Annotated in this window: 28 protein-coding genes and 1 tRNA gene; 17 read left to right on the top strand and 12 right to left on the bottom strand. The window is 49.5% G+C overall.

All coding sequences use genetic code 11. The features are described 5' to 3' along the window. Window positions 1–52: 52 nt before the first annotated feature. The 7 genes from LX66_RS07715 (at window position 53) to LX66_RS07685 (ending at window position 6,626) form a co-directional block, all read left to right on the top strand. The gene (locus LX66_RS07715; RefSeq protein WP_145711470.1) at window positions 53–1,132 is read left to right on the top strand and encodes a tetratricopeptide repeat protein; all 1,080 of its coding nucleotides are present in this window, start codon (window positions 53–55) and stop codon (window positions 1,130–1,132) included. A 102-nt stretch (window positions 1,133–1,234) separates the two neighbouring features. Further along, the gene (gene paaN / locus LX66_RS07710) at window positions 1,235–2,893 is read left to right on the top strand and encodes a phenylacetic acid degradation protein PaaN (protein ID WP_145711468.1); all 1,659 of its coding nucleotides are present in this window, start codon (window positions 1,235–1,237) and stop codon (window positions 2,891–2,893) included. Window positions 2,894–2,903: 10 nt separating this feature from the next. Further along, window positions 2,904–3,563: a YceI family protein gene (locus tag LX66_RS07705; protein WP_145711466.1), complete on the top strand. Its 660-nt coding sequence runs from the start codon at window positions 2,904–2,906 to the stop codon at window positions 3,561–3,563. A gap of 64 nt (window positions 3,564–3,627) precedes the next feature. Continuing rightward, window positions 3,628–3,915 carry a 2TM domain-containing protein gene (locus LX66_RS07700; protein ID WP_145711464.1) on the top strand — a complete coding sequence of 96 codons (288 nt, stop codon included), beginning with the start codon at window positions 3,628–3,630 and terminating at the stop codon, window positions 3,913–3,915. A 24-nt stretch (window positions 3,916–3,939) separates the two neighbouring features. Continuing rightward, window positions 3,940–5,724, top strand: a complete 1,785-nt coding sequence (locus tag LX66_RS07695) for an AMP-dependent synthetase/ligase (protein WP_244620328.1) — start codon at window positions 3,940–3,942, stop codon at window positions 5,722–5,724. Between the two features lie 67 nt (window positions 5,725–5,791). Further along, a tRNA-Arg gene (locus LX66_RS07690) sits at window positions 5,792–5,866 on the top strand. Window positions 5,867–6,089: 223 nt separating this feature from the next. After that, on the top strand, window positions 6,090–6,626 hold the full coding sequence (locus LX66_RS07685) for a DUF2199 domain-containing protein (RefSeq protein ID WP_145711462.1): 537 nt from the start codon (window positions 6,090–6,092) through the stop codon (window positions 6,624–6,626). A 219-nt stretch (window positions 6,627–6,845) separates the two neighbouring features. Here the strand turns inward: LX66_RS07685 and LX66_RS07680 are convergent, their stop codons facing one another. After that, on the bottom strand, window positions 6,846–7,694 hold the full coding sequence (locus tag LX66_RS07680) for a cyanophycinase (RefSeq protein ID WP_145711460.1): 849 nt from the start codon (window positions 7,692–7,694) through the stop codon (window positions 6,846–6,848). Window positions 7,695–8,335: 641 nt separating this feature from the next. Between LX66_RS07680 and LX66_RS07675 the strand changes: the two genes are divergently transcribed. The 4 genes from LX66_RS07675 (at window position 8,336) to LX66_RS07660 (ending at window position 11,234) form a co-directional block, all read left to right on the top strand. After that, window positions 8,336–8,563 (top strand): DUF433 domain-containing protein, encoded by a 228-nt coding sequence (locus LX66_RS07675; RefSeq protein ID WP_145711459.1) that lies wholly within the window; start codon window positions 8,336–8,338, stop codon window positions 8,561–8,563. Further along, the gene (locus tag LX66_RS07670) at window positions 8,560–8,832 is read left to right on the top strand and encodes a DUF5615 family PIN-like protein (RefSeq protein ID WP_145711457.1); all 273 of its coding nucleotides are present in this window, start codon (window positions 8,560–8,562) and stop codon (window positions 8,830–8,832) included. The genes LX66_RS07675 and LX66_RS07670 overlap by 4 nt, the downstream gene beginning before the upstream one ends. Before the next feature lie 433 nt (window positions 8,833–9,265). Next, window positions 9,266–9,907, top strand: coding sequence for a DNA alkylation repair protein (locus LX66_RS07665; RefSeq protein ID WP_145711455.1), 642 nt, complete (start codon window positions 9,266–9,268; stop codon window positions 9,905–9,907). 190 nt (window positions 9,908–10,097) lie between these two features. Then, a complete protein-coding gene (locus tag LX66_RS07660; RefSeq protein WP_145711453.1) occupies window positions 10,098–11,234 on the top strand; it encodes an alpha/beta hydrolase in 1,137 nt (378 codons plus the stop codon). Window positions 11,235–11,283: 49 nt separating this feature from the next. Here LX66_RS07660 and LX66_RS07655 read toward each other — a convergent pair whose 3' ends face one another. The 7 genes from LX66_RS07655 to LX66_RS07625 form a co-directional block, all read right to left on the bottom strand. Then, window positions 11,284–12,192, bottom strand: a complete 909-nt coding sequence (locus LX66_RS07655) for a helix-turn-helix domain-containing protein (RefSeq protein WP_145711451.1) — start codon at window positions 12,190–12,192, stop codon at window positions 11,284–11,286. 2 nt (window positions 12,193–12,194) lie between these two features. Next, window positions 12,195–12,557: a hypothetical protein gene (locus LX66_RS07650; protein WP_145711449.1), complete on the bottom strand. Its 363-nt coding sequence runs from the start codon at window positions 12,555–12,557 to the stop codon at window positions 12,195–12,197. A gap of 120 nt (window positions 12,558–12,677) precedes the next feature. Further along, window positions 12,678–13,454: an SDR family oxidoreductase gene (locus LX66_RS07645; protein ID WP_145711447.1), complete on the bottom strand. Its 777-nt coding sequence runs from the start codon at window positions 13,452–13,454 to the stop codon at window positions 12,678–12,680. Window positions 13,455–13,574: 120 nt separating this feature from the next. After that, complete coding sequence (locus LX66_RS07640; protein WP_145711445.1) at window positions 13,575–14,075, bottom strand: DinB family protein; 501 nt, start codon at window positions 14,073–14,075, stop codon at window positions 13,575–13,577. 89 nt (window positions 14,076–14,164) lie between these two features. Then, a complete protein-coding gene (locus LX66_RS07635) occupies window positions 14,165–15,004 on the bottom strand; it encodes a helix-turn-helix domain-containing protein (RefSeq protein WP_244620327.1) in 840 nt (279 codons plus the stop codon). 105 nt (window positions 15,005–15,109) lie between these two features. Then, window positions 15,110–16,099, bottom strand: coding sequence for an aldo/keto reductase (locus LX66_RS07630; RefSeq protein WP_244620326.1), 990 nt, complete (start codon window positions 16,097–16,099; stop codon window positions 15,110–15,112). A gap of 65 nt (window positions 16,100–16,164) precedes the next feature. Further along, complete coding sequence (locus tag LX66_RS07625; protein WP_145711441.1) at window positions 16,165–17,022, bottom strand: helix-turn-helix domain-containing protein; 858 nt, start codon at window positions 17,020–17,022, stop codon at window positions 16,165–16,167. Between the two features lie 100 nt (window positions 17,023–17,122). On the opposite strand from LX66_RS07625, the gene LX66_RS07620 reads away from it, so the two are divergent. Together LX66_RS07620 and LX66_RS07615 are read left to right on the top strand one after the other, a co-directional pair. Beyond that, window positions 17,123–17,800 carry an alpha/beta hydrolase family protein gene (locus LX66_RS07620; protein WP_145711440.1) on the top strand — a complete coding sequence of 226 codons (678 nt, stop codon included), beginning with the start codon at window positions 17,123–17,125 and terminating at the stop codon, window positions 17,798–17,800. A gap of 87 nt (window positions 17,801–17,887) precedes the next feature. Next, window positions 17,888–18,331: an SRPBCC family protein gene (locus LX66_RS07615; RefSeq protein ID WP_145711439.1), complete on the top strand. Its 444-nt coding sequence runs from the start codon at window positions 17,888–17,890 to the stop codon at window positions 18,329–18,331. Window positions 18,332–18,418: 87 nt separating this feature from the next. Here LX66_RS07615 and LX66_RS07610 read toward each other — a convergent pair whose 3' ends face one another. Further along, the gene (locus LX66_RS07610) at window positions 18,419–19,285 is read right to left on the bottom strand and encodes an alpha/beta fold hydrolase (protein WP_244620325.1); all 867 of its coding nucleotides are present in this window, start codon (window positions 19,283–19,285) and stop codon (window positions 18,419–18,421) included. A 251-nt stretch (window positions 19,286–19,536) separates the two neighbouring features. On the opposite strand from LX66_RS07610, the gene LX66_RS07605 reads away from it, so the two are divergent. After that, entirely contained in the window at window positions 19,537–20,889 is a 1,353-nt protein-coding gene (locus tag LX66_RS07605; protein ID WP_211366055.1) for a pectate lyase family protein, read from the top strand. On the opposite strand, the gene LX66_RS28135 is transcribed toward LX66_RS07605, so the two are convergent. Beyond that, window positions 20,886–21,032, bottom strand: coding sequence for a hypothetical protein (locus LX66_RS28135; protein WP_158642566.1), 147 nt, complete (start codon window positions 21,030–21,032; stop codon window positions 20,886–20,888). The genes LX66_RS07605 and LX66_RS28135 overlap by 4 nt on opposite strands. Window positions 21,033–21,213: 181 nt before the next feature. On the opposite strand from LX66_RS28135, the gene LX66_RS07600 reads away from it, so the two are divergent. From LX66_RS07600 to LX66_RS07590, 3 genes are all read left to right on the top strand, one after another. Next, window positions 21,214–22,656, top strand: a complete 1,443-nt coding sequence (locus tag LX66_RS07600) for a serine hydrolase (protein ID WP_145711436.1) — start codon at window positions 21,214–21,216, stop codon at window positions 22,654–22,656. A 70-nt stretch (window positions 22,657–22,726) separates the two neighbouring features. After that, window positions 22,727–23,278, top strand: a complete 552-nt coding sequence (locus tag LX66_RS07595; protein WP_211366052.1) for a dihydrofolate reductase family protein — start codon at window positions 22,727–22,729, stop codon at window positions 23,276–23,278. Window positions 23,279–23,290: 12 nt separating this feature from the next. Then, window positions 23,291–23,809, top strand: coding sequence for a GNAT family N-acetyltransferase (locus LX66_RS07590; protein WP_145711434.1), 519 nt, complete (start codon window positions 23,291–23,293; stop codon window positions 23,807–23,809). 5 nt (window positions 23,810–23,814) lie between these two features. On the opposite strand, the gene bla is transcribed toward LX66_RS07590, so the two are convergent. Both bla and LX66_RS07580 read right to left on the bottom strand, forming a co-directional pair. Further along, window positions 23,815–24,618 (bottom strand): subclass B1 metallo-beta-lactamase, encoded by an 804-nt coding sequence (gene bla / locus LX66_RS07585; protein ID WP_145711433.1) that lies wholly within the window; start codon window positions 24,616–24,618, stop codon window positions 23,815–23,817. Between the two features lie 58 nt (window positions 24,619–24,676). Beyond that, the gene (locus LX66_RS07580; RefSeq protein ID WP_145711432.1) at window positions 24,677–25,771 is read right to left on the bottom strand and encodes an acyltransferase family protein; all 1,095 of its coding nucleotides are present in this window, start codon (window positions 25,769–25,771) and stop codon (window positions 24,677–24,679) included. Window positions 25,772–25,848 lie beyond the last annotated feature (77 nt).

The following is a 25,848-nucleotide window of genomic DNA, read 5'->3' as shown; positions in this document are numbered from 1 at the left end:
ATCAGCACATTACCACATTTTCTTTACTTTTACAACAAACGCAAAGACAGGCATGTACAGGAGGTTCCCTTTATTGAAAAAATTCCTAATAAGTGGATTATTATTACTCAGCCAGGCAGCATGGGCGCAGGAGGCCAATGAGCTGTACAGCACGGCGCAGAACTTCATCCGCACCGGCGATTATGCCAATGCCATCCTGGTGCTGAACCAGGCGCTGCAACTGGAGCCGGACAATATACAATTCCGGAAGCAACTGGGGTTTGCCTACTACCTGCGGGGAGAAATGGGCAAGGCCAAAAGCATTATTGACCCCCTGCTGGATGAGAAGGACGTGGACCCGCAGATGTACCAGATAGCCGGCAATATTTACCAGGCCCGGCAGGAGTGGAAAGGCGCGCAGAAGCTGTATGACAAAGGTATCCGCAAGTTCCCGGAAAGCGGGGCGCTGTACAACGACAACGGGCAGTTGCTGATGACGCTGAAAATGTATGACGGCGCCCTGAACAACTGGCTGAAAGGGATAGAAAAAGATCCTAATTTTCCCGGCAACTATTACAATGCCGCCCGCACCTACTATTATTCCAAAGACCCGGTATGGGCTATCCTGTACGGGGAGATATTCGTGAACCTGGAAAGCTATACTACCCGCACCGCGGAGATAAGGGATATACTGATAGAATCCTATAAAAAGCTGTTCAACGATCCCTCCATGCTGAGCATGCCGCTGCCCGACATGGACGACAAAAAAAGCAAACGCAACAGGAATAACAGCGACTTTGTAAATGTGTACCGGCAACTGATGGCCAAACAAACCGGCGTTATCAGCAGCGGCATTGACCCGGAGGCGCTCATCATGCTGCGCACCCGGTTCCTGCTGGACTGGTATAATTTTTATGGTTTAAAATACCCGTTCGCGTTATTTGATCTGCAGCAGAAACTCCTGAAGGAAGGGATGTTCGAGGCCTATAACCAATGGCTGTTTGGCCCGGTGGCCAGCCAGTCCGCCTATCGCGCCTGGACCAACCTGCATAAATCAGAATACGATAAGTTCATGCAATACCAGCGCAATCATCCATTTAAACTTCGCCCTGATGAATATTACAATGACGGCAGATTTACGCTGAACAGATAAATGTGCAGGTCTGCGGATATGCAGATACACAGATGAATGCAAGTACAAGTGCTACCGGTTCCACGTTCTCTAATTATTAATTGTTAATTATTAATTACTTATATGCTTGCAACCAAACACCAAAACACGATCGACAACGCGGTAAAAGCCAATCATGAACGGCGCTTCTACTCGCAGTACCCCGAGCACCCCAAGGCTTACGGTGAAGCGGCCGCCGCCAGCGGCATGACCAGCTACCAGCAATTGCTGAACCAACCTTTTGACCGCCTGCTGCAAACCGGCAGCAACGAGCGCGTAGGGGAGGAAGTATCTCCCTACACCCTGGAAAACCTGGGCATTACCTATCCCTCCTTTACGGTGGAGGAACTGGTGGCGCAGGCCGGCGCTGCCGGCAGGCAATGGGCCAATACGCCCGTTTCCAACCGGGCGGACATACTGGTAGAAACCCTGGAAAGGGTAAAAGGACTTTTTTTCGAGATCGCATATGCAACCATGCATACCACCGGGCAAAGCTTTATGATGAGCTTCCAGGCATCGGGGCCGCATGCCAACGACCGGGCGCTGGAAGCCATTGCCATGGGATACGAAGAACTGCACCGGTTCCCGGCGGAACAGCGCTGGGAAAAACCGATGGGCAAAGTAACCCTCCAATTGCAGAAAACCTTTAAAGCAGTGCCCCGGGGCATCGGGCTGGTAATAGGCTGCTCCACCTTCCCGGTATGGAATTCGCTGCCCGGCATTTATGCCGACCTGGTTACCGGCAACCCGGTGATCGTAAAGCCACACCCGAAAGCCGTGCTCCCCATTGCCCTGGTGATCAGCGCTATACAACAGGTGCTGCATGAGAACGGCTTTGACCCGCACCTGTGCCAACTGGCGGCCGACAGCAGCGCACAGCCCCTTACGACCGCTCTGTGCGAGCATCCGCGCATTACGCTGATCGACTATACCGGCGGCAGCAGTTTTGGCGACTACGTGGAATCCCTGCGGGGCAAAACTGTTTTCACCGAAAAGGCGGGTGTTAATTCCGTGATACTGGACAGCGTAAAGGACGTAGATGCCGTAGTACAGAACCTGGCCTTTGCCGTATGCCTGTATTCCGGGCAAATGTGCACGGCGCCACAGAACTTTTTTATACCGGAACAGGGCATTGCCACTGCCGCCGGCAACCTGGGCTTTAACGAAACCGCCCAGCAGATCAGGGATGCGATCGCCGCCCTGGTGAACAATCCCAAGATGGGCGCCGGCACCCTGGGCGCAGTACAGAATGATGTGACCCTGCAACGGGCGCAGGATGCCGCCCGGCTGGGCGGCAAAGTGCTGCTGCAGGGCGGACCGGTGCCCAACGAAGAATTCAGCAAAGCCAGGATGTGCTCCCCTACCGTGCTGGAGGTAACCAGCGCAGACCACAATATTTATGAAAAGGAGCTGTTCGGCCCGGTGATCCTGCTGGTAAAAACAAAAAACACGGCCCATTCCATACAACTGGCCAGGCAGATGGCGGAACAGCACGGGGCCATCACCTGTGCAGCTTATACTACAGACCCGGTTGTGAAGGAAAAGATAGCGGAGGAGATGAACAGCGTATTTACCCCGGTGTCCTTCAATTTTACAGGCCTGATTTGGGTGAACCAGCATGCCGCATTCTCCGATTTTCATGTAACAGGGGGCAACCCGGCGGGCAACGCCAGCTTTACCAACCAGGAGTTTATTGTGAAGCGGTTTGTATGGGTGGGCAACCGGGAGGTAGTTTCGGACTAAACCATATAGTATGAGGTATATATTACTGATAGCAGGATGCATGACTTTGGGCGCCTGCCAGCAGGCGCCCAAAGCAGATGAAGCCAAGATATCGGAAGCGCGGTCTGTCCAGGAAGGAGAAGGCACCGCCTACCAGGTAGATGTGGACAGGAGCAGCTTACAATGGATCGGCACCAAGCCCACGGGCAAGCATACCGGCCGTTTTAAGCTTACCAGCGGCACCCTGTATGTAAAGGACAGCATGGTGACCGGGGGGAAATTTGTGATCAACATCGCTTCCCTGGAAGACCTGGACCTGGCCGGCGACACCGCCATGAAGCACAAACTGGAGCGGGAGCTGAAAAGCCCGCTGTTCTTTGATGCGGCGAAGTACCCTACCGCCACCTTTGCCATTACCGGCGTAGATACCTACCGCCCCGACGGTACCGATATACTGCTGAAGGACGCTACCCATACTATACAGGGCAACCTGACCATTAAGGAAGTAACCAAGAATATTACATTCCCGGCCAGGATAGCCATTGTAAATGACCAGGTGACCGCCCACGCCAATTTCAATATGGACCGCACGCTGTGGGGCATGAACTACCGTGCTGATAAATCGCTGCAGGATAAGCTGATCAACTCCATGGTGAACATACAGTTCAGTATAGTTGCACAACGGCAATAATCCGTTAAAATCAAATAAAATGATTTAAATTTAATATGCATCTATCATACTTAAACCTGTTCACATGGAAACGACACAACAACGGGATGAAAGGCTCTGGCGCATTGCAAAGGCGCGAGCCTCGTTCAAGTCCCACCTGATCGCCTACCTGGTGGTGAATGCGGGCCTCTGGGCTTTGTGGTTCATTACGGATGGCAACGGCAGCGGTGCTCCCTGGCCTATCTGGCCGGCCCTGGGCTGGGGTATCGGCCTGGCATTCCACTATTTCGGCGCCTATCACAGTGATCCCTATGGCGATACGCTGAAAGAATATGAAAAATTACAGCATGAACGGGAACAGCGCGGCCTGTAAGCATGGCAAACAACAAATCAAAGCATGATGGATCAACCAAGCCGATTATTTGACGTGATCGCCTGGCAGCTCGCAAACTATCCCAAGGAAGACATGCTGGCCGGCAAAGTAGACGGGAATTGGAAAAAATACAGTACGCAGGAGGTAGCCGATCTTACCATGCAGTTGAGCTCCGGGCTTTTGCAACTGGGCATCAGCCGGGGTGACGGTACGGTGGAGGGAAAGGACAAGATCGCCATTATTTCGCCCAACCGGCCGGAATGGGTACTCACCGACCTGGCCTGCCAGCAGACCGGCGCTGTATCAACCCCTATCTATCCTACCATCAGCCAGCACGAGCTGGCCTTTGTGCTGAATGACGGCGGCGCCCGCATCCTGTTCATCAGCGATGAAGATATCCTGGAAAAGGTGAATGCCATCCGCGACCAGGTCCCTTTACTGAAAGAGATATTTTCATTCAACCGGATCCCCGGCGTGCGCCACTGGACAGAGCTGCTGGCCATGGCCCGGCCGGAGGACTACCCGGTGATCACGGAGATCAAAAAGCACACGGACCCCGAAGAGCTGGTAACGATCATCTATACCTCGGGCACCACCGGCACCCCCAAAGGGGTGATGCTGAGCCACCGCAACATCATGAGCAATGTAACCGCCTGTACTCCTTACCTGCCGGTACATTCCAGCGCGCGGGCGCTGAGCTTCCTGCCCCTGAACCATATTTTTGAACGTATGGTGACCTACGTATACCTGACCGCCGGCGTGCCCATCTACTACGCCGAAAGCATGGATACCATTGCGGATAACCTGCGGGAGGTGAAGCCCACCATCTTCACCACCGTGCCGCGCCTGCTGGAAAAGGTATATGAAAAGATCATGGCCAAGGGGCTGGAGCTGAAAGGCATTAAACGGGCCTTATTCTTCTGGGCCATAGAGCTGGGCAAGCAGTACGAGATTAACAAAAACCTGGGCTGGTGGTATAACCTGCAGTTGTCGATTGCCAATGCATTGGTATTCAAAAAATGGCGGGAAGCGCTGGGGGGCAACATACAGGCTATTGTAAACGGTGCGGCCGCCTGCCAGGTACGCCTGCTGAAGGTATTTACAGCCGGGCGCATCCCGGTGCTGGAAGGTTATGGTCTTACCGAAACCTCGCCCGTGATCAGCGTAAACCGGGTGGATGTACAGGACCGTATGTTCGGCACGGTAGGGCCTATTATCAGCAATGTACAGGTAAAGATTGCGGAAGACGGCGAGATCCTCTGCAAAGGCCCCAACGTGACCATGGGCTACTACAAGCGTCCGGACCTTACGGCCGATGCCATCAAGGATGGCTGGTTCCACACCGGCGACATTGGCGTGATCGTGAACGACAAGTTCCTGAAGATCACGGACCGGAAGAAAGAGCTGTTCAAGACCTCCGGCGGCAAGTTTGTGGCGCCGCAGCCGATAGAGAACAAGTTCAAGGAATCTCCTTACATCGAGCAGATCATGGTAGTAGGCGAGGATCATAAGTTTACCGCCGCCCTGATCGTTCCCTCCTTCCCCAACCTGAAGGGCTGGTGCAGCAAGCGCAACATCTCCTACGCCAGCCAGGAGGAGCTGGTCCGCAACCCGGAAGTAAGAGCCTTGTTCCAGCAGGCGCTGGAGAAGTACAACCAGTTCTTCAACCATGTGGAACAGCTCAAAAGGTTTGAGCTGCTACCCCATGAATGGACGGTGGACGGGGGCGAGCTGACCCCTACCCTGAAGCTGAAACGCAAGGTGATACTGGAAAAATACCGGGACGTGATAGAAAGTATGTACAATTAGGGAGGAGTTGGATTTTGGTGTGAAAACTCTTACTTTTGCACTCCCCTTTCTGCCCCGGCAGGAAGCTGGCCCCGTAGTTCAATGGATAGAATAGAAGTTTCCTAAACTTTAGATCCAAGTTCGATTCTTGGCGGGGCTACCAGATATTTAAGAAAGGCTTTAAGTGGTTGACGCTGAAAGCCTTTTTTAGTTCGAGATGCATTTCCCCCTTCTTCTCTCCAACCATCTGCTAATTGATTCCCAGCCATTTAGGAGTTCGATTCCTTTTAGGGGCTCTTTTAATGAAAGGGGAATAACTGTATTTTTGTACATCTTTATACCCCTTAGGAAAGCATTGCAGCCCTAGAACTATAAATTAGCAATGGATGAATATCGAAAAATATATCTGTAGCCGTTGTGGTCAGGAACACGAGGACTGGCCTGCGTTGGCTTTTTCTTCTCCAACGCAATATAATAACTTGTCTGATGACGAAAAAAGAGAAATCGGAAAGATAGGCTCTGATCTTTGCGTGATAAACTACTCTGATCAAACTGACAGGTTCATTCGTTGTGTATTATTTCTTAAGGTTAACGACCATTGCGAAGACCTGCAATATGGGCTTTGGGTCTCATTAAGTGAAAAGAGTTTTCAGGACTACAAGGATAATTTTGATAATCCCGATCATGAAGCCATGTATTTTGGCTGGTTAAGTAGTACATTATTAGATTATGATGATACTTGTGGGATTCCAACTACCATTTTTACGAAGAAAGGGAGTCAACGGTCTGAAATAGTTCCCCATAAAGACTTCGAGCATCAATTTGTGACGGATTATTATAATGGTATTACCAAAGAGGAGGCAGAAAGGCGCATAAGGAAAATGTTGGAAATTGCGGCTTCATTTAACAAGAATGTGGACTAGTACATCATCGAACAATTATGCAAGTTTTTAATTCCAAGATTTACATAGCAAGCCTTGAAGATCATTATACAGGCTACTTTCGGACCAAGGGAAAAAAGGTGACTCTCAATAAAGGTCCAAAAGAAAAATTGCTCCTAATCACACCTTTCAGCTCCGCTAGTGCTTTATGAGCCAAGGTAGCTTTGCGAAGAATGGTACCGATAAGGCATCTGAGCAATCCTATTCCGGCACTATATTGACTGGAACCCGGTTCTTAAAATCAAATTTATCACCTGCCTTTAACCAATAATACCATCCTTCTTTGTGTCTTTTATTATCATAGATGGCAATTTTTCCGCTCCCAAATACTTCACCAACACCATCCTTTATAATCAATCCCGTATCATCGTCAATACCAATTCCCAAGAGATAAGGATATGTGTCTATAATGGTAACTAATTCATTTTCACGTTTGGCACTGCTTAAATGCGGATTGATTGCAACCTTGTCGAGAAGGCAGAGTCCCTTTTCACTCCCCTTTACCATTAAGACCGGTTTATTGGGATTACCTCTGATAGTATAAGAGCCCTGAACAATGGCGCCTGCCGATTCTCCTGCTATAATGCCGCCTCTTTTAAGAAGGGCTTTTAATTCCTCTTCGACCTTTGTACCAATGTAAGCAGCCGTAAACCTCCCGGCGTTACCACCTGAAATCCAAACCGCCTTCGCTTTACGAAGCGCTGCAATAAATGCTTCCCGGTTCGCCTCCTGGCGATCCCTGGTATGAAGGATGGTCAGATCATTAAGTTTAAACCGCTTTAATAATGCATCTTTGAATTCCTTTTTATTTGCATCCTTATCAGGATTCCAGATGATCCCCGAGTCTGATCGTAAGGAAGATGCCGCAGTTGGAATAAAAACGACGTTTGCATCCGGTCCCCCTATTAACTCAATAAAGAGTTGTTCAGATGCTTTGCCTCCACTGGTAATGATTTGTGTACCCTGTGTTTGGCTCAGAGCAGGTTGAGGCGATAAAAAATCGTAAATGCAAAATAGCAGAAAAATGGATAATGGCTTCTTGTATAGCATAGATGGTTAGATATTTTGTTCAGGGAGAAGTTATACTACTATAGTCACTTGTTTCTGCTCTCACAAATTACCGGTATCGAAATTAGTTCTTTTGCATTGTTGTCGGATACCCTAAAAGGTTTTTGCAAGGAAATTAATCAGGCTAAAATAATTTTACATATAATTTCCTTGCTGTCAACTAATTATGCTCATCAACACCATTAATTCACATAGGAAACAGTTCGACATCCGTTCGCTCGGGGCTACAAAATCTTTTAGGACCTTTAAATTATTGAAAATGAATGTCTTTTATTTTCACATTACTTCCAGTCATTTATCAAAGTACCTAACTAACAGCCATTTATAGAGTTCGATTCTTGTTAGGCATTTAGACTATCATAAAACAAGTCTCCCAATTGATTCTTAACTGGCGATATTAAAATAAATTCGATGGGATATTATCTCCAAGCCTTCATAGGTGCGCCATTGGATTAGGCTACAACAGAAATACAAGAGATTGGATAGAATAAGCCTGGAATATGTCACTCATTGGTGATGTCAAACTAGATATAATTTCATTTCTATCTACCCTCGCTTTCGGTCGTTCCGATCGAATTTTGTAAATTTGAATTGTTGCCTTGACAAAGATTAATAGGCTATTTATGGACTACAAAGAGTATATAGAATCCAATGCAGATGTAATGTTAGGCAAACCCGTTGTAAGAGGCACCCGGATTACTGTCGGCCTAATCTTACAAAGATTATCTGAAGGTGCCTCCGTACAAGACCTTATTGAGACTTACCCCAATCTTACCGAAGCTTCTATTATGGCTGCTTTGGCCTATGCTTCAGATGCCATCTCTAACGAAACAGTCATTGCCGTTGCATGATACTGGCAGATGAGAATATCCATAGCTTTACTATCAAAACATTACGGGAAGCGGGTTTTGAAGTTATTTCCGTAGATGAATCGGCCAAGAGCATAAAGGATGACCAGGTAATTCAACTGGCATTGCAGTATAACTATTTATTGCTTACTGAGGACAAGGATTTTGGAGAGTGGGTATTTGCCCATCATGTAAAGGACCTAAGCGTTTTGTTCTTAAGGTATTCGTTTCATGAATTTCGGGAGATAGCTAAACAGTTGTTTATTTGCTGAAGACACAGACGCTCCAACGTCCTTTCTTTGCAACTATTACAACCAAGAAAATTAGGATAAGACAGTTATAGCTTTCGGCTAAACATCTATATTAAACTGGCTAACTCATCCAAATCCCCAAAAAAAGAGTTCGACATTCGTTCGGCTGGGCTACTACTAAGAAAATCAAAGGCGTTCGTTTGAACGCCTTTTTTATTACAAACCCACTTTAAAAAAATGCGTGTATCCCGAGTGATCCCGCTGGAATCTTTAGAATCCTGGCGAAAAGCACGCTGGTAATTGCTCAAAAAGTGATATTTTGTCTTATCAAGAATGAGATAGGGCAATAAGCATCGTCAGGCAACTCGCTGAAAACGAATAAAATGTTTTTGCCAGCAACAGGCTATATTGACTCCGGATTTTTAACCTTCTCAGAACAAACCAAAAGATTTCAATGAAACTCTCTTCAAAAGCGGAAAACATCTTGGGGCAAATCAATACCAAAACTAACCTTGGAGACTTACGAAAAATTGCTAAGATCATAAAAACGGATCACGACCTGGCTATGGAATTATGGTCAACCGGTAAGTTCTTCCCAAGGTTATTGGCGATCTTAATTATGGATAACAAGCGTGTTTCACAAGATCAGATCAATACGCTTGATAAGGATATGCATACCCATCCATTTGATGACCGGAATCAGCTAATGGACTGGTTCATGGCCAACCAACTCATGAAAAACAAGAAAACAATTGCACTGATTGAATCATGGGAAAATAGTCCTTCGGCTCTGCAAAGACGGGTATTCTGGTATTACCAGGCTCGTTTAAGGTGGACAGGACAAACACCGCCTGCCAATACACCAGCATTATTAACTAAAATAGAAGCTAACATTGCCAAAGAAGCACCGGAAGTTCAATGGGCAATGAATTTCACAGCGGGCTGGATCGGAGTTTATGAAAAACAGTATCGAAATCGGTGTATCAACATTGGTGAGAAAACAGGCCTTTATAAAGGTGAAATGGTATCAAAAGGGTGTACGCCTGATTATTTGCCAGAGTTCATTGCCATTGAAAGTAACAAGCGAAATTTATAATGCGCCAACCTGGAGTTATACATACGTACAAAGTTTAAGGTCGGGAAATAGCCCTGGACTAAAACGAAAAAAGGACGATTGCCCATACCGCTGTGATCCCGTGGCAAAACGCATTTGCGTAATGTGAAAGTGACCCAAGTTTAACAAGGATGGAAGCATTCAACCCCTTACGGCTTATAAATAGTCTGCTATGAAATACCTTGCCAGTTTTTTAATGGCGCTTGTACTTACAAAAGTACAGGCACAGTACCCTGCAGTGACCATTACGGGTTCTGAGGTGAGGAAGATCACTTCAAAGATAGTAGCAGGACAGGAATATGAACTGCACATCATGCTACCCGGCGGTTACAAGGCAGCTAACAAAAAATATCCTGTTGTATATCTAATGGATTCGCAATGGGATTTTTCGCTGGTTACTGGTTTATACGGCCAGTATTACTATGATGGGTTTATTCCCGAGCTGATCATTGTAGGTGTAACCTGGAGCGGCGAACATGTCAATTACGACAGCCTACGCCTGAGAGACTATTCGCCCACTAAACTGGAGTTGGCCATCATCAGGCCTGAAATATACGGCATGATATCTTTATCCGGTTCCGTGCGGATGCCGCAAAGCGGTGGGGCGGATCAGTTCCTGGCGTTTATGAAGCAGGAATTGTTTCCCTTCATCGAGTCTAACTATAAGGCGGATGGCAAGAACAGGACACTGATGGGATGTTCGGCCGGGGGATTGTTTACCTTGTACACCTTGTTCACCCAGCCCGACCTGTTCACCGGTTATGTAGCGGCCAGTCCGCCTATTCCCTGGGATAATGAAGTATTGTATAAGTATGAGCAGGAGTTTGCCAAAAAGCGTCTGCCCAACCCGGTACGTGTATATATGACAGTGGGCGACGTAGAATTAACCCGCCCTGCCTTTGAAAAATTTTCCGCCACCATGACGGCGCGCAAATATCCATCCGTTCGGCTGCATTCAAAGATACTGGAGAATACCGGTCATGGAGGCACTAAGAATGAAACCTATGCCCGTGGGTTACAATATGTTTTCGAAAGGCCCAAATTGGACCTGGCAGCACGGGTGTTGAACAGCTATGCCGGTACTTATCAATTACCGGACGGCCGGACCATGCAGCTCAAAAATGAGAATGGGCAACTGGCGCTCTATTTCGGCAGCAACCGGATATTTACTTTGTATGCAGCCAGCGAAAAGGATTTTTACGCCACCGCGCAATTTTTAAATATCCGTTTTGAAGATGCGCCTGGTAAGCCGCCAGGTTTTTGGTTGGAGACGTACCGCGATAAACAATTCATAAAGAAAACAAACTAGCGGCATCAAATGGTCCTAAATCAATGACTTGTGAGACTTTCTTAAATCTTCATTTAAATGACTGCCTGAACTCCAAAGGAGTTTGCCTGGTTTTTTCCTTGAATAATTTACTGAACGACTGGGAATGCTCAAAACCCAGTTCATAAGCAATTTCACTTACCGATAACCCGGTGGTGGACAGTTTTTCTTTTGCTTTTTCGATCAGCTTCTCATGAATGCGTTGTTGCGTTGTCTGTCCTGTTAATTGCTTTAATAAACTGCTTAAATACTTGCTGGAAATATGGAGCGAATCGGCCAGGTGCTGGACGGATGGAAGACCTTTTGAAATCAGGTCGTCGCCGGCAAAATGTTCGTCCAACAGTTGTTCCAGGCGGTCAAGAACCTGGTGACTGCTCTTTTTCCGGGTAAGAAATTGTCTTTGATAAAAACGCTCAGCATAATTCAGCAAGGTTTCAATATGCGAAATGATAATATCCTGGCTGAACCTGTCAAGGTTGGACTGGTACTCATTTTTAATGTTCTGGACAATACCGTTCGCGATGGTCTGTTCCTTATCCGACAAGAATAAAGCTTCATTCACCGCATAATCAAAAAAGTCATATTGCTTAATGTTCTTTCCCAGGGATGTCCCCCATAACAAGTCGGGATGAAAGAGCAAGATCCAGCCTGAAAGGTCGTCTTCGGGCGCCGGCCCTGCACCTCCTATAATCTGGCCGGGGGCTACAAAGTACATCATGCCTTCATCAAAATCGTAAGTCTGCTGGCCGTAAAACAGCTTGTTGGCAAATCCCTTCTTCAGCGAAATATAATAGAAATCAAACAGTACAGTCAACGCTCCTGAAAATTCAGGCATCTTCAGGTCTGCATAGTTTACCACGCTTACCAGCGGATGTTCAGGACCTGGTAACCCAAAAGCCCGGTGTCCTTCGGTGATGGACCTTATTCGTACTGGTTGCATAGTCAAACTGCAGTTTTCACAAATGGATACTTCAACCAGATCATTACCAATGGTATTATCAAAAACGGTATCTCTATAAACGCCATCTTAAAATTGCCTGCACGAATGGCCAGTGCCATGATCACCACGATGGATATGGCGTTGAGCACATTGCCGAGAAAAAATGTTTTGGGAATGAGTAGCAGAATGCCAATACCGATGGTGAAAGCACCAAAAAAGGGAATGATCGATGCACTAATGCCCAATTCGCTCATCATTTTGAGGGATGCAGGATTATTCTTGTAGTTAAGCGTGTCCCAGCCGTGTTTAAATGCCAGAAAAACGGACACCAACAATAATATGAGGGAAATGATGCTCTTTGCCATTTATCGTTCTTTTAAGGATTAAGTTACTGAACTCGCCTGAATTTCATTGTTTTCCAGGCAGGGAAATTCTCAAATAGCAAAAACCACTTCTTCCATTTTGAATAGGTTCGTATTTGGAAATTAATTTGAATACATTGTTGAAGCGCCTGTTTTTCCCGCCTGTGCTATCATGAATTTTGGAGCTATTCTGCTCATAATACGTATTATTCTTGCAACACCAGGGTAGATCTCCGTTTTGTCGTTTTTCATTCCTTTGATGGCCGCATCTACAATTTTTCCCGGAGCCATCAACATCCCGGCATTAAAACCGTCTTCGCCCAGGAATTTATCGTTCAATGAAGTAGCACTGCCTGGCGCCACCAATTCAATTACCTTAATATTGGTATGCTTTAACTGCACCCTTAACGCCTGCGTGTATGAGCGAAGTCCTGATTTACTGGCGCTATAGACCGGTGAAACCGGGAACGTCATTAATGCAATACCTGATGTAACATTTAAAATGGCGGCATTCTCCTGCTTCCTCAAAAGCGGTAAAAATTGTTGCACCATCCGGATGGGGCCCATCAGGTTAATTTCGATCTCGCGGGTGATATCGGTGAGCTCATGCTTGTGATGCAGGCTTATCTTGCGCATTTCACCTGCATTGTTGATGATAATGTTCAGGCCGGGAAATTCCTGTGCAACCTGATCATATAAGCTGCGGATGTCCGCGGATTTGCTTACATCGCTCTGGATGGCAACTACCTTTGGGAGCTTTTGTTTTACCTCCTGCAGTTTTTCAGTATTTCTTCCGGTGATAATCACCCTGTTGCCCAAAGCAATCAATTTTGAGGCAAACTCAAAGCCGAATCCTCCCGTTCCACCTGTAATCAAAATGGTATTATGCTGTAATTTCATTTTTTGATGTTTGGTCACTGCAAAGTTCAACAGCTATTAGCATACAGATGTATCCAAAAGTTACAATGTTGTAGTGAAAAGGGAGGAAGCTTATGGAAGTTTAACAATATGAGGAAGCGTTCATTGATGAGGATCACGGTAGAAAGTGGCCAAATCAATAGAAGAAAATTTTGTGAAGCCAACCTGGCGCAATATCGTGACCAACTGCCCGCGATGATAGGTTGAATGATTAATGATATGAGAAAATGTTTGCCAGAACTCCATCCGGCCTTCTCCGCCCCGCGGATACCTGAAAGTAACCTGCTGGGTGTAGTTTTCTTCCGGGTATTCTTCAATGAAATGCCTTAAACCGGCCGATGCCGCTCTCCATATCTCCACCAGGTCATTCTTTGTACCCTTAAATTCAGCGGACAAATAAACCGGGTCAGGAATATTCTTCCAGAAATCGATCCAGATCTTCTCCGCACTGGCAATATGAATAACCGTTTGCTTAATACTGCTGAAACTGCTGGGAACTACCTGCTCCCACTGCCTGCCGTTAACCTGGTCCAGCCATGCAATCGCAATATTATTTGCCCAGCTATTGTAAGCTGCTAACGTCAAAAAATACTTTTTGTCCATTTTTCCATGCATTTGAATTACCGCTCAAAGGTAGACGCGAAGACCGGGAGCAAATGATGGGCAGGCGTTCAAAAAGTATCGCTAAACGTTCAATTTGATAACTGGTACTGTTTGGGCGTTATACCATAAACCCGTTTAAAGGATTGAATAAAACTGGACAGGTTTTCGTAACCAAGCTCATAACAGATCTCGCTTGCTTTGTGGTCGCCCTGCCGCAACATTTCCGCAGCTCTCTCCATTCTTTTTTCCAATAACCACCTGTTGGGGCTGTTGCCATAAATACGGGCAAAACGGCGTTTAAAGGTAGACAGGCTCATGTTACATAAAAAGGCAAGCTCCTCAACCGTGACATTGCTGTTTACATGTGCAGTAACCGCCTGTCGCACTATCCGGTCGTCGTTTGCCTCGTGGCTCATGCTTCTGATCTGCTGCATCTGCCCGGGATATTGTATCGCGAGATACAGGAACAGTTCTTCCAGTTTTACCTTTTGCAGGTCGTGATGTGCGAGCTTATCATCCTGCAGCAGGTAGTCAAGAGAACGGGTAAAATTTTCCAGGAACGCATCCTTTTCAAACAGCAGGAATGGAGGATTGACCGGCTGCCCTGTTTGTTCTCCCGGCAATAAAGCATGCCGGCTAAAAAGGTCCGACAGCAGCTTACTGTCAAAGAAAAAAAGAATGCTGTGGTAATCCCCGTCTTCTGCAACTATCTTTTCACTCATGAGGCAATTGCCGGCGGCTAACATAACAAACTGGTGAGGTTTTACGGCAACCTGCGTACCAGCAAAATGAACGGTCTTCTCGCCGCTAAGCAAAAAGGTGACCAGGTTCTGCTGCAGCGATATGCTCGCCCTGGGTGCCGGCTTACTGGTGCGGTAGCGATAGATGGAGACCTGCTTATCATCCCGTTTTACTGGCGCTGTATTCATACGATAAATCATCTGCAAACGATGCAAAATTAGCGTATTCCCGCATCAGGGCCAGCTCCCCGGGAAATCAATGCAGGGCGGCGCCCTGCATTGGAAAATATTCATTTACCGGTTCAGGGCATCCATAAACCGCTCCGGGTAGCGGGCGCCGGAAACGATGCCGGCGGGCATGATCGATTCGATACTTTGCAGGTCTTCCCTGCTGAGCTGCACGTTTTCGGACGCCATGTTCTCCTCGAGATACTTTATGCGCTTGGTGCCGGGGATGGTAATGATCTCTTCCCCCTGGGCCAGTACCCAGGCAATTGCCAACTGGGAAGGAGTGCAGCCTTTTTCGGCAGCCAGCATCCTGATCTTTTCTACCAGCTCCAGGTTCTTGTAGAAGTTATCGCCCTGGAAACGTGGCATGTGCACGCGGTTATCCTTGAGATCCCCGGGCGCTTTGATCTCACCACTCAGGAAGCCCCTGCTTAGCGGGGAATAAGCTACCAGGCCTATACCCAGCTCGCGGACTGTTGGGAGCACTTCCGCTTCGATGTCGCGGCTCCAGAGAGAATATTCTATCTGTAGCGCTGTGATGGGATGAACAGCGGCAGCTTTCCGGATCGTGGCGGCGGCAGCTTCAGAAAGCCCAATGTACCGGATGACGCCTTTTTGGACGAGGTCGGCCAGCGCGCCTATCGTATCCTCGATAGGAACATGGGGGTCTACCCGTCCGGGCGTATAGAGATCTATGTAGTCCGTTTTGAGGCGCTGCAGGCTGTAGAGCACCGCGTTGCGGAGGTAGTCCGGATGGGCATTTACGGGTCCGATGCTCATGGATCCGTCAGGACCGGGCGCAACCAGCACACCGGTTTTTACAGAAATAAACGCTTTGTCGCGTTTGCCTTTGATGGCCCGGGAGATCAGTTCCTCGTTATGGCCCATGCGGTAGTAATCGGCAGTGTCCAAAAAGTTGTGCCCGAGCTCGAGGGCTCTTTCAATGGTAGCAATGGATGCTTTATCATCGCCTGGCCCGTAGGCGCCGGACATTCCCATACATCCTAAACCTATTGCTGATACAAGCGGGCCGTTTGTTCCTAATCGTCTGTTCATGATTCGATGCATTATTGTCCGGCAAAAATGCTGGGAACATCCGAAAAGAAACCGGACAAAACACATTAATTCCCTGACAAATCCTGAACAAACGTGGCGATCGTTTTGCCGGTCACTTTTTTAAACAGGCGGGAAAAGTATTCCGGGTCATTGAAACCAAGATCGTAGGCCAGTTCCTTGATGGAGCTTTCCGAATAGTAGAGGCGGCGTTTGGCTTCCAAAATCAGGCGGTTGGTGATGAACGCTTTGGGCGAAAGCCCGGAGTAGTGTTTAACGATATTATACAAACTGTTGGTGTTGAGGCCGAGTTTTTCAGCGATGTCATTTACAGTTAAATGATCTGCAAGGTTATCTTCTACCAGGCGTTTGAAACGGGTGTATTTTGAAAGCCGGTCGTCTGCCGGGCGCTTGTCAGCGGAAAAATAAGCGGCATTGATCTCTGTTAGCAGGCTGTTGAGATGTGCAAGAATGAGCTCGGGACTGGTGTCCATCACACTTAATAATTCGCGCAGTATTTCAAAGACAGACTTCAGTCTTGCAGCAGCGGGTGGCGTGAACGTAATTTTTTGAGCATTGAACGGGTTAATAAGGAAAGGGTACTGCTTCGGCAATAGTGACAGGCAGTTTTCATCAAACCCGAGTTTAAAATAGTCCGTTCCCTGCTTGGTAGCCGGAAGCTGGTGTATCTGGTGCGGGAGGATGAAAAGCAGCTCGTTGTTGCGGACATCGAATTGCTGGAGGTCAACGCCATGGTGGGTAAGGCCTTCCAGCATAAAGATGAGGAAGTAGTAGGTTTTGCGGTGGGTAAGACCGTAAGTATCGATTATTTCGGGAGGGAGGTGGCCGAAGCCGGGTGATATGAGGCGGATGGGAAGCTTCCTGTTTTGTTTGAAAAGATCGAGGAATGGTTCGATGTTTCGCATAGGGTAAAAATAGTGAAAATAAGTATGGGCTATCCGGGAAGCATATGTCCAATATAAAAAGCGGGTAAGACGGTGGATATAATTTAATTTTGATGGCATCATGACTACGCAACTCTTCAAACTGGATATTTCTCCCGCGATAGGCGCCGTTTCCGCCAAATATATCGCCCCCGACAAACCTGTGTGCATCTTCACGCTGGCGCATGGCGCAGGGGCAGGCATGGACCATTCATTTATGGAAACGCTGGCGGATGCGCTCTCAAAAGCGGGTATTGCAACCCTTCGGTTTAACTTCCCCTTTGCGGAACATAAGAAAGGCCGGCCGGACTCCCCCGCGGTAGCCCACGCCACTATCGCAGCGGCCATTGCAAAGGCGCGCACATTACACCCCAAACTACCCTTGTTTGCATCCGGTAAATCTTTCGGGGGACGAATGAGCTCGCAGTACCTGGCGGCCCATCCGGAGTGCACAGTTGACGGTATTGTTTTCTATGGTTTTCCCCTGCATCCCTCCGGCAAGCCCTCCACCGAACGCGCCGGACACCTGGAAGACCTGAAAATACCGATGCTCTTCCTGCAAGGCTCCAGAGACACCCTGGCTACCTGGGACCTGATCGAAACGGTCTGTCAATCTTTGCGAAAAGCGACCCTGGTAAAACTGGAAGGCGCAGATCACGCTTTTAAAGCTGGCAAAAAAGATGTAATGTCGTTGCTGGTAGACGAAACAAAAAAATGGACAGAGAACATCCTGTCCAAATCGTACCGTCATAAAGTCTAATTCATACCCTCCCGATATCAACTTAAAGTTCCAATTTTACTGCTCAATAATCACTGTATAAACCAAATAAAAAGGAGGGATCTCTTTATGGCAGATATTTTGCACAGAGTTGGCATCAAATCACCGATAAATGAAGTATACAAGGCATTGACCACGCGCGAAGGCCTTGCCGGCTGGTGGACGAGCAACACACAGGGAGAGGGCAATAAAACCGGAGACGTGCTGCAATTCCGCTTTGGAGCCGGAGGCTTCGACATGAAGGTCATCGGGCTTCAGCCCCCGGCACAGGTACTATGGGAAGTAATTGAAGGGCCTGAAGAATGGATCGGCACAAAGGTGAGTTGGGAGCTGAAACAGGAAGGCGACTATACCATCGTATTACTCAAGCACCAGGATTGGCGGGAGCCGGTGGAATTCATGCACCATTGCAGCACCAAATGGGCGATATTCCTGATAAGCCTGAAGTCGTTCGGAGAAACCGGGAAAGGCGCCCCCGACCCCAACGATGTAAAGATCGACAACTGGAACTAAACAGCATTGATCACCATGGTGACGATGATCTCATTTTCGCTCCCAGTTCATGTAACCCGAGCGTTTAGAAAATGAGATCATATTCATTTATTGATCATTAGCTGCGGCTTCCAAAAGGTCGATATTCCGGTCCGGTGCGTCCGCCACAAATCCGAAAACCGTTTCCGCAAACTGCCTGTTCCTTTCATAATAAAGCACATGCCCTCCTTCAATCACTTTTACTGTTTGCTTCAGAAACCGGAACAATTTATAATGGTCAGGACCAATGTTATGATCCTTTGTTCCCGTAATGACCAGCACCGGAACATGTACGCCGGCAGTTTCTTTTGTGAAGTCCGCAGCATATTCAGGCATCTCCAGCGCGCGGCGTGCAAAGGAATAATTGCGGGGCATAGAGCGATCAATGCTGTCCAGCAGATGAACGGTAGCCTTGTTGTCTGACAGCATCTTATATCGCAGATGCTTTTCTCCCAGCAGGCGCATTGCCGCCAGGAAGGACGGCAGCACGGAATCTTCGTTCTCTACGGTTACGTGGCTACCTAACAATTGATTGACAAACGCTATCTGCGCCCGCAGGGAATAATTGATGCTCAAGGTTGCATTCAGCAGTATCAGCCCCTTTACATGGTCCCCGTATCGGGCGGCATATTCAGAGGCCAGCACCCCGCCAAAGGAATGGGCTACCAGGTAAACCTGGTCTGACCCGGTCAGGGAACGGATATCCTCAATATCTTCCACCATGCGGTTAAGGCTATAGTCATTGTCTGGACTGGAGGCAGAGCGGCCCGATCCACGCTGGTCATAATAATACATGGTGAGCTGCTTTTCCAGCACATCCCCGCCCATCGCTTCAAAAGACCGGCTCCAGGCACCAGGACCGCCATGCACAAATATGCACGGCGTTCCTTTACCGGACACCTTCAGGTACAGGGCTACGCCGTCAGACGTAAGCATTGTGCTGTCATTTATTTTTCTTGCCAGGTGTCTTCCCTGGCCTAAAGTGTTGGTCATGCTGCCTGAAAAGCAGGCAATAAAAATCAGCAGGTATCTCATCATATAGGTAGCTTCCGATCAGTGCCGCGCAAATTAATAAAAAAAATGTCCGGGAACGATTGCGTAGAAAATCCCTTCCGTTAGCGTCCGTTTTCTTAATTTATAATAAACCCGATTAACCCGTTTTATTAACCAGCAAACCCGATCCACGTATGAAAACCAGTCTACCCGGCTATGCCCTCCCCGTTATCTTTTTGATGACCGTTTTGCTCCTTCCCGTATGCAGGCAAGCATCCGCCCAAACCCTGGCCTTCCCCGGCGCTGAAGGCTTTGGCCGCTTTGCTACCGGCGGGCGGGACGGCGATGTATATATCGTTACCAACCTGGATGATGCCGGGCCCGGCTCCTTCCGCGATGCGGTGAGCCAGCCCAACCGGATCGTGGTATTTGAAGTGGGAGGCGTGATACAGATACAGTCCCGCATCGTGGTGTCTCCCAACATTACCATTGCCGGGCAAACCGCTCCCGGCGACGGGGTCGTGATCTATGGCAACGGCCTTTCCTTTACGCCGGCCAGCAATGCTATTGTGCGGTACCTGCGCATGCGCATGGGCGTAGGCGGGGATAGCGGTAAAGACGCATTGTCAGTCACCGACAATGCCAATGTGCAGATATTCGATCATGTTTCGGTATCCTGGGGCAGGGATGAGAACTTTTCCATTACCGGCCATGCAGACAGCATCACCGTACAGAACTCCATTATTGCGCAGGGCCTGCAAACCCACTCCTGCGGCGGATTGATAGAGCCGTCGGGCGCGGTAAGCATGTACCGCAACCTGTATATAGACAACCATACCCGCAACCCCAAAGTGAAAGGGATCAACCAATATGTCAATAATGTAGCGTACAACTGGGGAGGCGGGGGCGCCTATATTATGGGCGGCTCTGCGGGCAACTCCTATGTTAACATCATCAACAATTACTACATCACGGGACCCAACTCCACCATTGCGCCCTTTACCAGGGGCACGCCCACTTTTGTACCTTATGTGTTGGGGAACTTTTACGACAGTGTACGCAATGGTATACTGGACGGACACGCCGTGCCGCGCACCGCTTATACAGGCGTCACTACTTTCCGGAACACTCCCTATCCCTACCCTATGCCGCAGCACATGCTCAGCGCGCGGCAGGCCTATGAGCATGTGCTGAAAAATGCAGGCGCCGTGTATCCCTGCCGCGACCAGGTGGACTCCCTGCTCATAGACGAGCTCCGTTCGCTGGGCACCCGTGGGGTGATCATTGCGAATGAATCCGGGCTGCCCATGGGAGGCCCCGGTGAGGTAAAGGGAGGCACGCCGCCTGCAGACACAGACCGGGATGGTATGCCGGACCAATGGGAAAACGCCCGTGGCCTGGATCCCAATAATGCAGCCGACGGCAGGCTGATAAATGCGGACGGCTATACGAACCTGGAACATTATATCAACAGCCTGCCGGCTGCCGGTGCCTGTCCCGTACTGGACGGTACAGGCATTCCGCTTACTTACTTAGCACAGCCTTAGCATGCCAGGATACTGGGGCATCCCATCGCGCTGCACCGGGTAATGGTAGGTGCGGCGGCCTGCACGGCGCCCTGGTGCATGTTGCTCAGTTGGGCGATTTTGATCTTGTCGAGGAGCAGTTTTTTGGAGGTTTTCTTTTTCATAAACAGCAGGTTTTAAGATGAAGGAATAAAACGAAGCATCCTTACAAAAGTAACCGAAACAGGCGTTTTCATTGGTCCCTGAAAAAGGGGATTTCCGGCGTGGATAACAGGTACAAGAAAATTTTATGGAATCCGGCGGGGTGTGCATCTATATTCTTATTTGCATCTATAAATCCTGTTTATGAAAACACGCTTCCTCCTGGTGCTCACCTGCCTGCAGGCCGGCGCTGCGTACAGCCAGGACATCATATCGCAAAAGACCCAACAGGTAGAGACCGGCTTGCTGCCCGCCGTCTACATCGAAGGCCGGCCACATGCGGTATACAAGCTGGCGGATCGTATGGCGCACTACAAGGTGCCTGCCGTCAGCATTGCCTTTATTAACCATGGCAGGATCGAGTGGGCCAAAGCATATGGATATCTCAGCGAGGAGCAGCAGGTAAAGGCGGATACGCTGACCCTGTTCCAGGCCGCTTCAATCAGCAAGCCCATTACCAGCGCACTGCTGTATAAGCTGGCAGCGCAGGGTAACGTGGCGCTGGATGAGGATGTGAACAAGTACCTCCGCAACTGGAAGCTTAAACCCTCTCCCTTTACGGCCAAAAAGCCGGTAACACTGCGTGGGCTGCTTACCCACACGGCGGGGCTTTCCGTGGAGGGCTTTCATGGCTATGCGCAGGGAAGCCCGCTGCCTACCACGGTACAAATATTGAACGGGGAGCCGCCGGCCAACTCCGCACCGGTGGTTTCCATTGCTGAACCAGGCACCGGCTACCGGGCCTCCGGTGGCGGCTATGTAGTGGTGAAACAAGCCGTAGAGGACGTGACCAGCCACCCCTTTGCAACGGTGATAAAGGACCTGGTGTTAAAGCCCGCCGGCATGGTGCACAGTACATATGAGCAACCGCTACCGCCGCAATTCCACCAACAGGCCGCGGCAGCCCACGACGTGAACGGCCACATGCTGCCCGGCAGGTGGCATACCATGCCGGAAGTAGCCCCGGACGGGTTATGGACCACCCCTGCTGACCTGGCCAGGTTCCTGCTTACGCTCACACAATCCCTGGAAGATGGATATGATGCGCTGCTCACACAGGAACAAACCAGGGAAATGCTCTACGCCCGCGAGAACATGGGCATGTGGCAGCACCGTGATCCTTCGCACGGCTGGTATGGCAGCGGCCATAATGATGGCTACAACGCGGAGATGCTCATGTTTCCCGATAAGGGTCAGGGCATCGTGGTAATGACTAACGGCGATTACGGGAGACGGTTGTCCAATGAAATAATCAGGGGAGCAGCCCGGGTATATCACTGGGAACGCCCCAGACCCGCAACACAAACGGTAATAAAACTGGATGCGCAAACCTTGCAAGACTATGCCGGTACTTACGGAATGGAAGGGCTGCCCTACCACGTAAAAATTGCCGTAGAGGGAGATCACCTGCGGGCAACACTGACGCTGGATAATACAGAAAGCGTGCTGTACCCCGCATCAAAGGAGCGTTTCTTTTCTCCGGAAGAGGGCCGGGAGGTCACTTTTCTAACGGCAGAAGACGGCACGGTCACCGGCCTGGCTGCAGGCCCTGCAAGGCTGCAAAAAATGCCGGCTGCCGGAAAGTGAAAATGTGCTTTTCATGCTAAGTTTTGTAAATTGAGCCCATATTACCACCCTTACACTTAGCATGCACCATATGAGGAAAATTATCTTGAACCTGGCCGTTTCACTGGACGGTTACATTGAAGGGCCCAACAAGGAAATAGACTGGATCATTTTTGACGCCGAAGGCGGCAGCTCCCTGAATGATTTTGCAAAGGAGATCGATACCATCCTGTACGGCCGTACCAGCTATGAAGCCTGGGGCACCTACGTACCGTCGGAAAATGCGCCGGACTTTGAAAAGGATTTCTATGCCGCTACCGGCAAAATGACCAAGTATGTATTTTCCTCCACGAAGGAAGCTTTTCCCGGCAACCCGGTAGTAGTCAGCGAGGATATTGCAGCCGCCATGCAGCAATTGAAGCAGCAGCCGGGAAAGGATATCTGGCTGTACGGCGGGGCCGGCCTCATCACCACCTTCCTGAACCTGCAGTTAGTGGATGAATTCAGGCTGGCCGTGATGCCCATGATCCTGGGCAGCGGCACTCCCCTGTTTAAGGAGATCAAAGACCGGGTACCCTTACAGTTCACACGGACCCAGGCCAGTAAGTCCGGGGTGCTGGAGCTGCGCTATGAAAAAATATAAACCCGTTTTCACATGATCCAATTAAGTCCCTTCCGGCCGGCAGACTTTGACCTGTTCATTTCCTGGATCGACAGCGAGGAGCTGTTGATCCAGATAGCCGGCTCCTACTTCAGCTACCCCCTGACGGCGCCCCAGTTGCAGCGCTACCTGGAAGACAACGCCAGTACCGCGTTCAACGTGATAGAGATGGCGCAGCAAAAGAACATCGGGCATGCAGAGATCATTGCCACCGGCGAGGGCGCTTACAAGCTGGACAAGGTGATTGTAGGGGACGAAGCCAACCGGGGCAAAGGTATTGGCGGCCGGATCATCAATGCGCTGCTGGCCTATGCGTTTGAAACGCTCCAGGCCCGCGAAGTGGAGCTGAATGTGTTTGACTGGAACATAGCGGGCATCAAATGCTATGAAAGGGCCGGCTTTACCGTGAATGAGGCGAAAACACAAAGCTTCCGGGTAAAGGATCAAACCTGGATCGCAAAGAATATGACGATCAACAGGGACCAATGGCTGCAGGCGAAAGCAACTAAATAAGCGGCTTACTGCCCCGGATCAAACAGTTCTATTGTATAATCCAGCAATGCGGTGCCACCCGTACTGCCATGCCCGGGGATCACCACCTTTGCCTGTGGATATTTTGCTTTTACTTTGCTCACCGTTGCAGACCATGCGCCGGTATTAGCATCCTCCAGGTTGCCCTTCCCGCCCCCGGTCTCTTTTATTAAACAGCCGCCAAACAGGATACTATCCCCCGGGAAATAGCCGACAATATTATCTTTGGTGTGCCCCTCTCCCAGGTAGTCTGCATACACTTCCCGGCCGCCGGCGTGCAGTACCAGGTGATCACTGAATCCCTTCTGAGGTACGGCGGACTTCTTTTCCTTTGCCAGCTCAATGGTGCGGTCATTGGCATAGGAAGGAATGCCCTGCCGGTGAAATGCTTCCAGGCCGCCCAGGCAATCAGCATGAAAATGCGTGGCCACCACGGCGTTGACCCTGGCCTGCAGCTCCCTGGTGATATAGCCGATCAGCTCAGCGGAGCTGGTATCATCCCCGGGTGTGTCAAACACCACCGCTTCACCGTCATTCACCACGATCATCCCGTTGCAGGCGACCCTGCCAAAACTGTTGGTGTTCAGGAAGGAAATATGCTGGTAGGTGTGCGGCGATATCCTGCGGACCAGAAGATCGTCAGACTTATAAATGGTATCGTTACCTGTAATGCTTTCCACGGCCGTGGTATCCTTGCTTTCGCCGGTGGGCTGCCTGCCGGCCTGGCTGCCGCAGGCGCCCAGCACCTGTATGGCTATGATCGCCGGAATAATGAATCCCTGTTTTATCATGACTGCTTGCTTGTTATTTGAGACTTTACAAAAGTAAAGCGCAAAGCATTCATATCCGTTACAGCTTAAAGAATATTTGTTTCCGGTACAACCAGTAGCACATATACCATTCCAGCGCCAGTACCGTCAACGCGGTAAACACATGCTGCCAGGCAGCAGGCACCTGCAGCAGTTCCAGCCCTCCCCCGGAAAAGATACCCACCAGGCCGTTCAGGCATTGCATGCCGATGGTGTTTACAAACAGGTATATGAAAATGGAATTCATGCCCACTACCACGGCTATGCGCGTGTACCTTTTATGATCCTTCACATCTATCCACCAGTACAGCCCCGCCAGTATCAGTATTACATAGCCCAGGGAGGCAAGGATAAACCCGCCGGTGCAGATACGCTTGATGATGGGAGACAGGCCGCTCAGGTCCAGCGCATGCCCGATGGCGAGTGCGATCATCCCGGCCAGCAGCAGGGTCCGTATTTTAGTGGCAGCGGTACCCTGGCCCATTAACAGTTGCCCGGCCGTTACGCCCAGTATGGTATGCGCGGCCGTAGGGATACAGTTAATGGCCACCCAGCCGTCACTGTTGATCTTGCCCATCAGCAGGGTATCCATGTAAGATCCGAAATTATGGCCCTCCACAAAGGGCTGATCAAAACCGGGTACCTGCACCACGCGGTACAGCACATCATTGAGCAGCACCAGCAGCAAAGCGCTTATGATCTGCGCACGGTAGCTTTTCCCGATCAGGAAGTAGGCCACCAGCGTGGTGAAGGACAGTTGCGTGAGCACGTTCCACAGCTCCCATACCAACCTGCCCGCATATACGCAGTGCAGGCCGGTGCCAAAAAGGAACAGCTTCCCGCTGCGGATGGCGATATGCCGGAAGATCTGCCGCTCCGGGGTGCCTTTGCTTCTTTTGCGGGATACGGAAATATACATGGCGGTACCGGCCATGAACATGAACGCGGGTTGCACCAGGTCCCAGAAACGCAGCCCGTGCCAGGGATGATGAAAGAACTGGTCCACCAGCCAGCCCGGCTGCAAATGTTCCAGGGATTCATAGAGCAGGCAGCCTTCTGCTGTCAGCAGGATCATAATGATGCCGCGCATTACGTCCAGGGATAATAACCTTTCTTCGGATGTGAGTGTAGTCATAACGCCAGTGTGATGTATACGATAAAGACGAACGGAAAGCCCGGAAGGACCGTTCGCCCTGTGCCTCACTTTTTTTA

It is taken from the genome of Chitinophaga japonensis (genome assembly GCF_007830125.1).
Lineage (GTDB): Bacteria > Bacteroidota > Bacteroidia > Chitinophagales > Chitinophagaceae > Chitinophaga > Chitinophaga japonensis.
The sequence above is the reverse complement of the archived record's forward strand: the minus strand, read 5'-3'. Positions and strand labels throughout refer to the sequence as shown.